Genomic DNA, 15,229 nt, shown 5'->3' with positions numbered 1-15,229 from the left:
AATTGGGTGAGGTTCCAACAGTGGATCAGGAAAAGCTCCTCGACTATCTGAAGCGCGTGACGGCGGATCTGCACCAGACCCGCCAGCGGCTGCGTGACGCGGAGTCGGGCGACTCTGAGCCGATCGCCCTGGTCTCGATGAGCTGCCGGTTCGCGGGCGGGGTGAACTCCCCCGAGGATCTGTGGCAGTTGGTGGCCGAGGGCCGCGACGCGATCGGCGACTTCCCGTCCGACCGTGGCTGGGACGTGGAGTCGCTCTTCGACGACGACCCCGACCAGCAGGGCACCAGCTACACCCGGCACGGTGGGTTCCTCTACGACGCGACGGAGTTCGACGCCGCCTTCTTCGGCATCAGCCCCCGTGAGACGCTCGGCATGGACCCGCAGCAACGACTGCTGCTGGAGGCGTCCTGGCAGGTACTGGAGCGGGCGGGCATCGATCCGACCTCGCTCAAGGGCAGCCGGACCGGCGTCTTCGCCGGTACCAACGGCCAGGACTACGGCGATCTGCTGTACCAGGTGCCCGAGGGCGTCGAGGGCTACACGCTCACCGGCAACGCGGCGAGCGTGCTCTCCGGTCGCCTCTCCTACACCTTCGGCCTGGAGGGCCCGGCGGTCACCGTCGACACGGCCTGCTCCTCCTCGCTGGTCGCCCTGCACCTCGCGGTGCAGGCGCTGCGCCAGAAGGAGTGCTCGCTGGCGCTGGCCGGTGGCGTCACGGTGATGTCCAGCCCGCGGGCCTTCATCCAGTTCAGCCGCCAGCGCGGGCTGGCGGCCGACGGCCGCTGCAAGTCGTTCGCCGCGGCGGCGGACGGCACCGGCTGGGGCGAGGGCGTCGGCATGCTGCTGCTGGAGCGGCTCAGTGACGCCCGGCGCAACGGGCACCCGGTGCTCGCGGTGATCCGGGGTTCGGCCGTCAACCAGGACGGCGCGAGCAACGGTCTGACGGCGCCGAACGGTCCGTCCCAGCAGCGGGTGATCCGCCAGGCGCTGGCCTCGGCCGGTCTGACGCCGGGCCAGGTCGACGTGGTCGAGGCGCACGGTACGGGTACGGTGCTCGGCGACCCGATCGAGGCGCAGGCCCTGCTGGCCACCTACGGTCTGGAGCGGCCCGAGGACCGGCCGCTGTGGCTGGGCTCGGTCAAGTCGAACCTCGGGCACACCCAGGCGGCGGCCGGTGTCGCGGGCGTCATCAAGATGGTGCTCGCGATGCGGCACGGCGTGCTGCCCAAGACCCTGCACGTGGACGAGCCCTCGCCGCACGTCGACTGGGCCTCCGGCGGCGTCGCCCTGCTCGAGGAGGCCCGGCCGTGGCCGGCGACCGGCGAGCCGCGCCGGGCGGGCGTGTCCTCCTTCGGCGTCAGCGGCACCAACGCGCACACCATCATCGAGCAGGCGCCCGAGCCCGAGGGCTCCGCCGTCGAGGCCCCGACCGCGGCCGCCCCCGCGCTGCTGCCGTACCTGGTCTCCGGCCGGACCGCCGAGGCGCTGAGCGCCCAGGCCGCCCGACTCCGGGCCCACCTGGACACCGTTCCCGACCTCGCCCAGGCCGACCTCGCGCACTCCCTGGCCACCACCCGCGCCGCCCTGGACCACCGCGCCGCCGTCCTGGCCGCCGACCGGGCCGAACTGCTGACCGGCCTGGACGCCCTCGCCGCCGGCGAGAGCGCGCCGCACCTGGTGCGGGGCGTCGCGGCCGCGGAGGGCCGCACCGCGTTCCTGTTCACCGGTCAGGGCAGTCAGCGGGCCGGTATGGGTGCGGAGTTGTACGAGGCGTTCCCGGTGTTCGCCGAGGCCTTCGACGCGGTCTGCGCGGAGCTGGACGGTCAGCTGGAGCGCCCGCTGAAGGACGTGGTCTTCGGAGCCGAGGGCGGGCTGCTGGACGAGACGCGCTACACGCAGCCCGCGCTGTTCGCGGTCGAGGTGGCGCTGTTCCGGCTGGTGGAGTCGTGGGGCCTGGCGCCGGACTTCCTGGCGGGTCACTCGATCGGTGAGATCGCCGCCGCGCACGCGGCGGGCGTGCTCTCGCTCGCCGACGCGTCCGCGTTGGTGGCGGCCCGCGGTCGGTTGATGCAGGAACTGCCGCGCGGTGGTGCGATGGTGTCGCTGCAGGCGTCCGAGGAGGAGCTGCTGCCGCTGCTGGCGGACCGCTCGGCCGTGGTGGGCATCGCCGCCGTCAACGGTCCGACCGCCGTCGTGGTCTCCGGCGCCGAGGACGAAGTCCTGGCCATCGCACGGCACTTCGAGGAGCTGGGTCGCAAGACCAGGCGCCTGACCGTGAGCCACGCCTTCCATTCCCCGCTGATGGACGGCATGCTGGCGGACTTCCGCAGGATCGCCGAGGGCCTGGACTACCAGCCGCCGCGCATCCCGATCGTCTCCACCGTCACCGGCACCTCGCTGACCGCCGAGGAGCTGTGCTCGCCCGAGTACTGGGTGCGCCACGTCCGCGAGGCCGTCCGCTTCCTCGACGCCGTCCGTCGGCTCGACGCCAACGGTGTCACCACCTACCTGGAGCTCGGCCCCGACGGTGTCCTCACCGCCATGGCCCAGCACTGCCTCGGCGAGAACGCCGACGGCGCCGCCCTGGTGCCCACGATGCGCACCGGCCGCGACGAGACCCGGACCCTGCTGACCGCGCTCGCCCTGGCCCACGCCCACGGCGCCGCGCCCGACTGGCGTGCCGTCTCCGCGGCCTGGGGCGGCACCCGGGTGGACCTGCCCACCTACGCCTTCCAGCGCCGCCGCCACTGGCCCGAGCCGCCGGCCGGCTGGCTCGGCGACGTCGCCTCGGTCGGTCTCGGCGCGGCCGACCACCCGCTGCTCGGCGCCGCGGTCGCGCTCGCCGACGCCGACGGCGTGCTCTTCACCGGCCTGCTCTCGCTCCAGACCCATCCCTGGCTCGCCGACCACGCGGTGATGGGCACCGTCCTGCTGCCCGGCACGGCCTTCGTCGAGCTCGCGATCCGCGCCGGTGACCACGTGGGCTGCCACCAGCTCGTCGAGCTAACCCTGCAGGCCCCGCTCGTCCTGCCCGAGCGCGGCGCCGTCCAGATCCAGCTCGCGGTGGGGGAGGCGGACGCCACCGGCAGTCGCGGCTTCACCCTGCACTCCCGCCCGGAGCCCGAGGACGCCGCCGGTGGGGCGGCCCTGACCACCGAGCACGCCTGGACCCGGCACGCCACCGGCATCCTCGCGCCCGCCGCCACCGACCACCCGGCCGAGGCCCTCGGCCTGGACAGCTGGCCCCCGGCCGGCGCCACCCCGGTCGAGACCGAGGGACTCTACGAGTACCTGGCGGAGGCCGGTTTCGGCTACGGTCCGGTCTTCCAGGGCCTGCGCGCCGCGTGGCAGTCGGGCGACGAGATCTTCGCCGACGTCCGACTGCCCGAGCAGGCCAGGACCGACGCCCGGCTGTTCGGCCTGCACCCCGCCCTGCTCGACGCCGCCCTGCACGGCGTCGGCATGGGCACGCTGCTGAGCCCCAGCGAGTCCGGGCGGCTCCCGTTCGCCTGGAGCGGCGTCACCCTGCACGCCTCGGGCGCCGACACCCTGCGGGTACGGCTCTCCCCGGCCGGTGCGGACTGCGTCTCGGTCACCGTCGCCGACGGCACCGGCGCCCCGGTCGCCCGGGTCGACTCGCTGCTGCTGCGGCCGGTCTCGGCCGCCCAGGTGCACGCCGCCCGCAGCGCCCACCACGAGTCGCTGTTCACCGTGGAGTGGCAGCCCGCCGCCCCCGGCAACGCCGACACCGCGGGGTGGGCGCTGCTCGGCGCGGAGCGGCTCGGCCTCGACCTGCCCGGCTACGCCGACCTGCCCGCGCTGGCCACCGCCGTCGCGTCCGGCGCGGCGCTCCCCGACACCGTGCTGACGGTCGTCGCGGCCGAGCCGGGCGAGCTGCCGCAGGCCGCGCACGCGACGGCCCGCCGCGCCCTCGCCCTGGTCCAGGAGTGGCTGGCCGCCGACGAGTTCGCCCACGCCCGCCTGGTGCTGGCCACCCGCGGCGCGCTGGCCGTCACCCCCGGCGAGGCGATCACCGACCTGGCCGCCGCCACCGTCTGGGGCCTGGTCCGCTCGGCCCAGACCGAGAACCCGGGCCGGCTGGTCCTGCTCGACCTCGACACCGACGAGGCCTCGCTGCGGGCGCTGCCCGCCGCCCTCGCCGCCGAGGAGCCGCAGCTCGCGCTGCGCGCGGGTGGCCTCCGGGTGCCCCGGCTGGCCCGGGTCACCGCCGCCGCCGACATCTCGCAGGGCCTCGACGTGGGCCCGGACGGCACCGTGCTGGTCACCGGTGCGACCGGCACCCTGGGCGCGCTGGTCGCCCGCCATCTGGTCGCCGAGCACGGCGTGCGGCGCCTGCTGCTGGTCTCCCGGCGCGGTGCGGAAGCCGCCGGCGCGGCCGAACTCGTCGCCGAGCTGACCGAGTCGGGCGCCGAGGTGACGCTGGCGGCCTGCGACGTCGCCGACCGCGACGCGCTGGCCGAGCTGCTCGGCTCGCTGGAGCACCCGCTGAGTGCCGTGGTGCACACCGCGGGCGTGCTGGACGACGGCATCATCTCCGCGCTCACCCCCGAGCGGCTGACTCCCGTGCTGCGCCCCAAGGTCGACGCGGCCTGGCACCTGCACGAACTGACGAAGAGTCAGAACCTGACCGCCTTCGTGCTCTTCTCGGCGGCGGCGGCCACCCTCGGTGGACCCGGCCAGGCCAACTACGCCGCCGCCAACGCGTTCCTGGACGCCCTCGCGCACCACCGCCAGGCGTCCGGGCTGCCGGCCACCGCGTTGGCCTGGGGCCTGTGGGCCGAACGCAGCGGCATGACCGGCACGTTGGAGGAGGCCGACCTCCAGCGGATGGCCCGTGGCGGGGTCGGCGCGCTCTCCAGCGAGGAGGGCCTGTCCCTGCTCGACACCGCCGCCGCGCTGGGCGGCGCGACCTACGTCCCGATGCGCCTGGACCTGGCCGGGCTGCGGGCCCAGCCCGTGACCTCGGCGCTGCCCGCCCTGCTGCGCGGCCTGGTCCGGGCGTCGGCCCGGCGCGCCGCCCAGGTCGAACAGGCCACCGACTCCTTCGGCCAGCAGCTGGCCGCGCTGCCGGCGGCCGAGCGGAGCAAGGCGCTGCTGAGCCTGGTCACCAGCCAGGTGGCCGCCGTGCTCGGCCACACCGGTGCCGACGCCATCGAGCCGAACCTCGCCTTCAAGGAGCTCGGCTTCGACTCGCTGACCGCCGTCGAGCTGCGCAACCGCCTGACCACCGCGACCGGACTGCGGCTGCCGACGACCCTGGTCTTCGACTACCCGAACCCGGCCGCCCTCGCCGACCAGCTGAGCGCCGAACTCCACGGCTCCAGCCGGACCGCGGCCACCCCGGCCGGCCCGCGCGCCACCGCGGGCGCCTCCGACGAGCCGATCGCGATCATCGGCATGGCCTGCCGCTACCCGGGCGGGGTGACCACGCCCGAGGAGCTGTGGCAGCTGGTCACCAGCGGCCGCGACGGCATCTCCGGCTTCCCCACCGACCGCGGCTGGCTGGTGGACGCGCTGCACAGTGCCGACACCGAGCAGGCCGCCGCGGCGCTGGAGGGCGGCTTCCTGCACGACGCCAGCGCCTTCGACCCGACCTTCTTCGGCATCAACCCGCGCGAGGCCCTGGCGATGGACCCGCAGCAGCGGTTGCTGCTGGAGGCGTCCTGGGAGGCCTTCGAGCGGGCGGGCATCGACCCGACCTCGGTCAAGGGCAGCCGAACGGGCGTCTTCGCGGGCGTGATGTACCACGACTACGTCACCCGGCTGCCCGCCGTCCCCGAGGAGGTCGCCGGCTACCTGGGTACCGGTGGCGCCGGCAGCGTCGCCTCGGGTCGGGTCTCCTACACGTTCGGGCTGGAGGGCCCGGCGGTCACCGTGGACACCGCCTGCTCGTCCTCGCTGGTCGCGCTGCACCTGGCCGCCCAGGCGCTGCGCAGTGGCGAGTGCTCGCTGGCGCTGGCCGGTGGCGTGACGGTGATGGCCACGCCCGACACCTTCGTCGACTTCGCCCGCCAGGGCGGCCTGTCCTCCAGCGGTCGCTGCAAGTCCTTCTCCGCCGACGCGGACGGGACCAGCTGGGCCGAGGGCGTGGGCATGCTGCTGGTCGAGCGGCTCTCGGACGCCCGGCGCAACGGTCACCCGGTGCTGGCGATCGTCCGGGGCACGGCCGTCAACCAGGACGGCGCGAGCAACGGTCTGACGGCGCCGAACGGTCCGTCCCAGCAGCGGGTGATCCGCCAGGCGCTGGCGAACGCCGGGCTGACGGCGGCCCAGGTGGACGCGGTCGAGGCGCACGGCACGGGCACCTCGCTGGGCGACCCGATCGAGGCCCAGGCGCTGCTCGCCACCTACGGCCAGGAGCACAGCGCCGAACGGCCGCTCTGGCTCGGCTCGATCAAGTCGAACCTGGGTCACACCCAGGCCGCCGCCGGCGCCGCCGGAATCATCAAGATGGTGATGGCGATGCGGCACGGCGTGCTGCCCCCGACGCTGCACGTCACCGGGCCGACCCCGCACGTGGACTGGGAAGCGGGCGCCGTGGAGCTGCTGACCCGGGCCCGGCCGTGGCCGGAGACGGGCGAGCCGCGCCGCGCCGGCGTCTCGTCCTTCGGCGTCAGCGGCACCAACGCGCACGCCATCATCGAGCAGGTGCCCGAGCCGGTCGCCCAGGCCGAGCCGGTCGCCCCGGCCGCGCTGCCCTGGGTGCTCTCCGCGAAGACCCGCGAGGCGTTGCGAGGCCAGGCGCACAAGCTGCACGAGCGGTTGGCCGCCGACCCCGCGGTGCACCCGGTCGACGTCGCCTTCTCGCTGGCCGTCACGCGCGGCGGCCTGGAGCAGCGCGCCGCGGTGGTCGGCGGCGGTCGCGAGGAGCTGCTGCGCGGCCTGGCGGCCCTGGCCGCCGGTGAGTCGGCCGGCAACCTGGTCGAGGGCACCGCCGGCAGCGCGCCGCGGACGGCGTTCCTGTTCGCGGGGCAGGGCAGCCAGCGGGCCGGGATGGGTGGCGAACTGTACGGCGCGCACCCGGTGTTCGCCGCCGCCTACGACGCGGTCCGCGCCGAGTTGGACCAGCACCTGGAGACGCCGCTCGAGGACGCCGCCGAGCTGATCGACCAGACCGCGTACACCCAGCCGGCGCTGTTCGCGCTCGAGGTGGCGCTCTTCCGCCTGGTCGAGTCCTGGGGCGTCCGCCCGGACTTCCTGGCCGGGCACTCGATCGGCGAGCTGGCCGCCGCGCACGTCGCGGGCGTGCTGTCGCTCGCCGACGCGGCCAGGCTGGTCGCCGCGCGCGGTCGGCTGATGCAGGCGCTGCCCGCCGGTGGCGCGATGGTGGCCGTGCAGGCCACCGAGGACGAGGTGTTGCCGCTCCTCGCCGGCCGCGAGCACGAGTTGGGCCTCGCCGCGGTCAACGGGCCGTCGTCCGTGGTGCTTTCGGGTGCCGAGCGGGCCGTCGTCGAGGTCGCGGAGCGGCTGGCGGCCGAGGGGCGCAAGACCAAGCGCCTGACGGTCAGCCACGCGTTCCACTCGCCGCTGATGGACCCGATGCTGGACGAGTTCCGCACGGTGGCGGAGGAGTTGACCTACCACGCCCCGCAGCTCCCGATCGTCTCCACCCTCGACCGGTCCGCCGATCCGACCTCGCCCGAGTACTGGGTGCGCCACGTCCGCGAGGCCGTCCGCTTCGCGGACGCGATCGCGGCCCTGGAGGGCGAAGGCGTCCGCACCTTCCTGGAGTTGGGCCCGGACGGCACCCTCGCCGCGCTCGGCCAGGAGTGCGTGACCGAGGACGCGGTGTTCACGCCCGTGCTGCGCCGCGACCGTGCCGAGGCGCGGACGTTCACCACGGCGCTCGCCCAGCTGCACGTGCGCGGCATCGAGCTCGACTGGCCGGCGCTCTTCGCCGGCACCGGCGCCCGCCGGGTCGACCTGCCGACCTACGCCTTCCAGCGCGAGCGCTACTGGCTGGAGGCACCGGCGCTGTGGGCCGCCGACGTCGCCTCGGCCGGGCTGGTGACCCCCGAGCACCCGCTGCTCGGCGCCGCCGCCCCGCTGGCCGAGTCGGACGGCTTCCTGTTCACCGGCCGGCTCGCCCTGGACACCCACCCCTGGCTGGCCGATCACGCGGTCTCCGGGACCGTCCTGCTGCCGGGCACCGCCTTCGTCGAGCTCGCGGTCCGCGCGGGCGACCAGGCGGGCTGCGACCGGCTGGAGGAGCTGACCCTGCTGGCGCCCCTGGTGCTGCCGCAGAGCGGCGCGCTCCAGCTCCAGCTCTGGCTGGGCGCGGCCGACGAGTCGGGCCGCCGGGCGCTCTCCCTCCACTCCCGTCCCGAGGACGCGGAGGCCGACGAGCCGTGGACCAAGCACGCCGACGGCGCGCTGGGCACCGGCCGGGCCGGTGAGCCGGCCGGTGCCGGTGAGCTGGCCGCCTGGCCGCCGGCTGACGCGGTGCCGCTGGAGACCACCGGCTTCTACGAGCGCCTGGCGGTCGGCGGATTCGCCTACGGGCCCGCCTTCCAGGGCCTGACCGCCGCCTGGCAGCGCGGTGAGGAGATCTTCGTCGAGGTCCGGCTGCCCGAGGGCACCGAGCCGGACGGGAGCCTGTTCGGGCTGCACCCCGCGCTGCTCGACGCCGCGCTGCACGGCACCTTCCTCCAGGGGAGCGGCGCCGAGGGCGGCCGGCTGCCGTTCGCCTGGAGCGGCGTCACCCTGCACGCCACCGGGGCGAGCGAGCTGCGCGTGCGGATCACTCCGCAGGGCACGGACGCGGTCGCCCTCGCGCTCGCCGACGCCACCGGCGAGCCGGTGGCCACCGTGGAGTCACTGGTGCTGCGCCCGGTCGCCGCCGACCAGTTGCGCGGTGCCGCTCGCGCTACTCATCACGAGTCGTTGTTCCGGGTGGAGTGGGCCGCGTTGCCGGCTGCGGCGGGTGTGGTCGAGGGTGGTGGTTGGTCGGTCGTCGGTGGTGGTCCGGGTCTGTCGGATGCTTTTGCGGCGGCTGGTGTGGTTGTCGGGGGCTTCGCCGATCTGGCGGGGTTGGCGGCGGCCGAGGTGGTGCCGGACGTGGTGTTCGTGTCGGGTGCGGCGTCGGTGGGTGAGTTGTCGGCGGGTGCGGTGCGGGAGGTGACGCACCGGGTTCTGGGGTTGGTGCGGGCGTGGTTGGCCGAGGATCGGTTCGCGGACGCGCGGTTGGTGGTGGTGACCCGGGGTGCGGTAGCGCCGTTGGCGGGTGAGGTGTTGGCCGATCCGGTGGGTGCGGCGGTGTGGGGTCTGGTTCGCTCCGCGCAGGCTGAGAATCCGGAGCGGTTCGTGCTGCTGGATCTGGACGCGGCTGGGTCCTCGGTGGCTTCGGTGGCGGCTGGGTTGGCCAGTGGTGAGCCGGAGTTGGCGATCCGTGAGGGTGGCTGCCACGTGCCGCGGCTGGCCCGGGTCGCCACGGACGAGGCGCTGGTCCCGCCGCGGGGCGCGGCCGCCTGGCGGCTGGGCATCCCGGTCAAGGGCACGCTGGACAACCTGGCGCTGGTGGAGCACCCGGCGGCGGTCGCGCCGCTGGAGCCCGGCAGCGTGCGGATCGGAGTGCGGGCCAGCGGCCTGAACTTCCGTGACGTGCTGAACGCGCTGGGCATGTACCCGGGCAACGCGGGCCTGTTGGGCCTGGAAGGCGCCGGCGTGGTCCTCGAGGTCGGCCCGGGTGTCACCGACCTGGCGGTCGGGGACCGGGTGTTCGGCATGCTCTCGGGCGGTTTCGGCCCGGTCGCCGTGGTCGACCGTCGGATGATCGCCAGGATGCCCGACACCTGGACCTTCGCCCAGGCCGCCTCCGTGCCCGTGGTCTACCTCACGGCCTACTACGCGCTGGTCGACCTCGCCGGGCTGCGGGCCGGCGAGTCGATCCTGATCCACGCGGCCGCCGGTGGTGTGGGCATGGCCGCCGTCCAGCTGGCCCGCCACCTGGGCGCCGAGGTCTACGGCACGGCCAGTGCCGGCAAGTGGGACGCGCTGCGCTCGCTGGGTCTGGACGAGGCGCACATCGCCTCCTCGCGTGACCTGGAGTTCGAGGAGCGCTTCCGCGCGGCCAGTGGCGGCCGTGGTGTGGACGTGGTCCTGGACTCCCTCGCCCGGGAGTTCGTGGACGCCTCGCTGCGGCTGCTGCCGCGCGGCGGTCGGTTCGTCGAGATGGGCAAGACCGACGTCCGCGACCCCGAGCAGGTCGCGGTCGACCACCCGGGCGTGCAGTACCAGGGCTTCGACCTGATCGAGGCCGGTCCCGAGCGCACCGGCGAGATGCTCGCCGCGGTCCTCGCCCTGTTCGACCAGGGCGCGCTGGCGCACCTGCCGATCGCCACCTGGGACGTCCACCGGGCACCGGAGGCGTTCCGTTTCGTCTCGCAGGCCAAGCACATCGGCAAGGTCGTCCTGACCGTCCCGGCCCCGCTGGACCGGGACGGCACCGTCCTCGTCACCGGTGCCACCGGCACCCTCGGGACCCTGGTGGCCCGGCGCATGGTGACCGAGCACGGTGCCCGGCACCTGCTGCTCACCAGCCGGCGCGGCGCCGACGCACCGGGCGCGGCCGAGCTGACCGCCGAGCTCGAGGGGCTTGGAGCCTCGGTGCGCGTCGCGGCGTGCGACGTGGCCGACCGCGACGCGCTGGCCAAGCTGTTCGCCGAGCTGGAGCGCCCGCTCACCGCGGTCGTGCACACCGCCGGTGTGATCGACGACGGCGTGGTCAACGCCCTGACGCCCGAGCGGCTGGACGCCGTGCTGCGTCCCAAGGTGGACGCCGCGCTCAACCTGCACGAGCTGACCGCCGGACTCGACCTGTCGGCGTTCGTGCTCTTCTCCTCGGTGGCCGGCACCTTCTCCAGCGCCGGGCAGGGCAACTACGCGGCCGCCAACGCCTTCCTGGACGCGCTGGCCACCCACCGCGGCCAACTCGGCCTGCCCGCGCTCTCGCTGGCGTGGGGCCTGTGGGCCGAGAGCAGCGGGATGACCGGCAACCTGGCGGAGACGGACCTGCAGCGGATGTCCCGCGGCGGCATCACCCCGCTCTCCTCCGCGCAGGGTCTGGAGCTGCTCGACACCGCGGCCGGACTCGGTCGCACCACCGTCGCCCCGATGGGTCTGGACGTCGCCGGGCTGCGTGCCCACGCCGATCCGGCCGCCGTCCCGCCGCTGCTGCGCGGCCTGGTGCGGGCCCCCGCGCGCCGCGCCGTTCGCGCCGCGGCCGGGGCCGTCGAGGGGCCGACGCTGGAGCAGCGGCTGGCCGGCCTCGACACCGAGGAGCGTCGCAAGCTGCTGCTGGACCTGGTCTGCACGCAGGTCGCGGCCGTCCTCGGGCACGCCGGGCCGGAGTCCGTCGAGGCCGAACGGGCCTTCAAGGAGCTGGGGTTCGACTCGCTGACCGGTATCGAGCTGCGGAACCGGATGAACGCGGCCACCGGCCTGCGGCTGTCCGCTACGCTGGTGTTCGACTATCCGACGCCGGCAGCCCTCACCGAGCTGCTGCTGGCCGAGATCGTCCCGGCTCCGGCCGCCTCCGTCCAGCCGCTGTTGGCCGAACTCGACCGCCTGGAGGCGGCGTTCGGGGCGGCGCCGGTCCCCGACGGTGAGGTGCGCGGAGCCCTGGCGGCCCGGCTGCAGGCGATGCTGGGCAAGCTCTCCGTCCCCGCGGCGCCGACGGGCGGGGCAGTGGCCACCGAGCAGCTCAAGGCGGCCTCCGACGACGAGCTCTTCGCCTTCATCAACGACCAGCTCGGCCGGTCCCAGGAGGGCAACTGACCACCTGGGACGAGAAGTCGAGTCTGAGGAGTAGTTGACCTGGCCCTGGCTCGGGCGCCGCGCGCGTCCGAGCCAGGGCCGTCTCCCGTTCCACCGGATGTCCCTTCCGCGACATCCCCTATCCGACCGTCAGAAAAGACTACGATCACCGGTGATAACTCAACACGACAACAAACGTTTGACCGTCCCGCCGGCGGCGGGAGCCGTCACCCATCCCGGGCGTTACAGCCGGGACGTGACGGCGATGGAGTGGGCCTTCCTGGGCCTGCGGCCGGCACTGTGCCTCGTCCAGCACGTGGTGGAGGGCGAAGGCGCGCTGTCCGCCGACGAACTCGCCGAGGCGATGGCGATCGCCGCCGAGGCCTCCCCGGGCATGCGGCTGGTCCGCGAGGGCCGGCGGTGGGTGGACAGCGGCATCGCGCCGGCGCTGCACGTCCTGGAGGCCGGCACCTTCGACCGCGAGCGCCTCGACAGCCCGGCGCTGCACCGGGAGCTGGACGGCACCGGCGCGACCTGCGAGGTGGTGATGGTCCCCGGGACGCCGACCACGCTGGTCTTCCGCGCCTTCCACGGCATCACCGACGCCCGCGGCCTGCTGCTGTGGATCACCGACGTCTTCCGGGTCCTGCGCGGCGAGCCGCCGCTGGGCCACGACGCCACCCTCAACCACCACGAACTGGCCCAGAGCCTGCTCCCGCCCGGTGCCGAGCCGCGGACGGCGCCGGTCTCCAAGCTCGAGTGGCCCTCCCTGGTGGGCAGCCCCGCGCCGCACTCGCCCCGGCTGCTCTGGCGCCGGCGCACGGTCGACGGCCGCCACCCGGCGTCGGTGGCCAAGGTGGCCGCCGCGCTCGCCGCGAGCACCGAGACCGGCGACGGCCGGTTCTTCGTCCCGGTCGACCTGCGCCGCCACGCCCCCGAGTCGCGCTCCACCGCCATGCTGGTGCACGCGCTGCGAGTGGACGTCGCCGCCGGGGAGGACTGGCAGGAGGTGCAGCAGCGGCTGCTCGGCTCGCTCGCCGAACGGGCGGAGCTGGACCTGCCGTTCGCCTCCTGGCTGCTGAGGATGCCGGTCCCGCTGATGAAGATGATCAACACCGGGATCGACCGGGCCGCCTGGCGCAAGCGCCGTTACCACGCCAGCGCCTACCTCTCGCAGCTCGGCGGTTTCGACCACGACGAGCTGTCCACCGATGACTTCCGGACCACCGCCGTCTACTCGCTCGGTGGTGTCAGCCCCGGCGGCCCGCCGGAGATCGACCTGATGGAGAGTCCCGGGCGCACCGAGATCACCGTCGCCTGGCACGACGAGCCCGGCATGGCCGAGCGGGCCGAAGCCCTGCTGGAGACCGTCGCGGACGCGCTCTCCCCGTTAGCCCACCGCGAGTGGGCCGGCAACCGCACCGACCGTCCGCTGCCCTCCGAACGCTCGGTGGTCGAGCTCTTCCGCGAACAGGTCGAGCGAACCCCCGACCGCATCGCCCTCAGCGGCCCCGAGGGCAAGGTGACCTACGCGGAGCTGAGCCGCCGCGCGGACGCCGTCGCCACCGAACTGCGCCGCCAGGGCGCCGGACCCGGCACGGTGGTCGGCCTGCTGGCGGACCGTACGGTGGCCGCGGTGGCCGGGCTCTGGGGTGTGCTGCGGGCCGGTGCCGCCTACCTGCCGCTGGACACCCGCCACCCGGACGCGCGGATCGCCGACCTGCTCACCGACGCCGGCAGCGCCCTCTGCCTGGTGGCGCGCCCCTACGACGAGCGTGACTGCGTCCCCACCGGCTGCCGCCCGCTGATCCTGGACGACCTGGCCCTGGACGGCAGCACCCCCGAGGAGTTCCAGGACGCGATCATCGATCCGTCGGACCTCTGCTACGTCATCTACACCTCCGGGTCGACCGGTCGGCCGAAGGGTGTTCAGATCGAGCACCGCAGTCTGGTCAACTACCTGCACTGGGGCACCCGCGAGTTCGGGGTGGACGCCGACACCCGGCTGCCGTTGGTCACCTCGCTCTCCTTCGACGTCACGGGCACCTCGATCTTCCTGCCGCTGCTGGCCGGCGGCGAGGTGATCCTGATGCGCGCGGAACCCACCCACCTCTCGCTGCGCGACCTGCTGGAGGACTCCGGCGCCAACACCCTGAACCTGACCCCCTCCCACCTCGACCTGATCGGCCGCCTCGACCTGGCGCCCACCGGCTACCGCGCGGTGATCGTGATCGGTGAGCAGCTGCGGGTGGAGGTCGCCGCCCGGGCGCAGGAGATGTTCGGGCCCGACTGCCGGATCATCAACGAGTACGGGCCGACCGAGGCGACCATCGGCTGCACCGCGCACACCTTCGACCCGGTGCGGGACGCCCACGGCACGGTCGTGCCGATCGGCCTGCCGGCCGACAACACCACCGCCCACCTGCTCGACGAGGACCGGCGGTACGTCGCCCCCGGCGAGATCGGCGAGCTGTGCCTGGGCGGCGCGCAGCTCGCCCGCGGCTACCTCGGGCGGCCCGACCTCAACCGGGAGCGCTTCGTCCGTCTCGCCGACGGCACCCGGGTCTACCGCACCGGCGACCTGGTCCGCACCCTGCCCTCGGGCGAGCTGGAGTGCGTCGGGCGGATCGACGACCAGGTCAAGGTGCGCGGCCACCGGGTGGAGCCCGCGGAGGTGGCCCAGGCCCTGGAGGAGCACCCGGCCGTGGATCGGGCCGTGGTGATCGCCCGGGCACGGCCCGGCCGCCCGGGCAAGACCCTCTACGGGTACGTGCTGACCAACGCGGCCGTCACCGAGGGCGGGTTGGCCGAGCACCTGGCCGGCCGGCTGCCCTCGTACATGCTGCCCGCGGCCATCCTGGTGCTCTCCGAGCTGCCCTACACCGTGAGTGGCAAGATCGACGCGCGTGCCCTGCCCGACCCGTTCGCCGACGCACCCGAGGCCACCGCGGACCCCGGGAGCGACCAGGGGGCAGCGGTGGACCCCGTCGAGGAGGCGGTGGCCGGGATCTGGGCCCGCACCCTCGGCGTGCCACGCTCCCGCCTCGACGGGACGGCCGACTTCCACCGCCTGGGTGGGGACTCGGTGGCACTGCTCGCGATGCTCGCCGGTGTCTGCGGTGAGGTGCTGGAGCCCGGCCAGGAGGAGGCGTTCATGTCCCACCTGGCCTCGATCCTGCGTGAGCCCACCCTCGCCCGGGTGGCCGGCCTGGCCCGCGCCGACCGGCAGCCCTGACCGTACCCGCGCGCCGCACCGCCGCGCTGCCCGCCACCGCCGAGCGCACCGCCGCGCTGCCCGCCACCGCCGAGCGCGGGGGCGGGCAGCGCGGTCCCCGGGGGCGGTCGACGGCCTGCTCACCGGGCTCGTCCGGCGGGTGGGAACGGCCGGGTCGCCCCAGCTCCTAGGGGCCGGATAGGGGTTGAGGGGCAGTCGGAACGCCACCCATCATCTC

General features: G+C 74.7%; 2 protein-coding genes. Both read left to right on the top strand.

Translation table 11 applies throughout. From position 1 onward, the window contains the following. Positions 1-20: 20 nt before the first annotated feature. Entirely contained in the window at positions 21-11,798 is an 11,778-nt protein-coding gene (locus ACIGXM_RS22630) for an SDR family NAD(P)-dependent oxidoreductase (protein ID WP_396563605.1), read from the top strand. Between the two features lie 244 nt (positions 11,799-12,042). Continuing rightward, positions 12,043-15,012 carry a non-ribosomal peptide synthetase gene (locus tag ACIGXM_RS22625; protein ID WP_396563749.1) on the top strand — a complete coding sequence of 990 codons (2,970 nt, stop codon included), beginning with the start codon at positions 12,043-12,045 and terminating at the stop codon, positions 15,010-15,012. Positions 15,013-15,229: the final 217 nt, after the last annotated feature.

The sequence above is a fragment of the Kitasatospora sp. NPDC052896 genome, from assembly GCF_044547075.1.
Classification (GTDB): Bacteria; Actinomycetota; Actinomycetes; order Streptomycetales; family Streptomycetaceae; genus Kitasatospora.
Note: the sequence above shows the minus strand (reverse complement) of the source record. Positions and strands in the feature narration are given on the sequence as shown.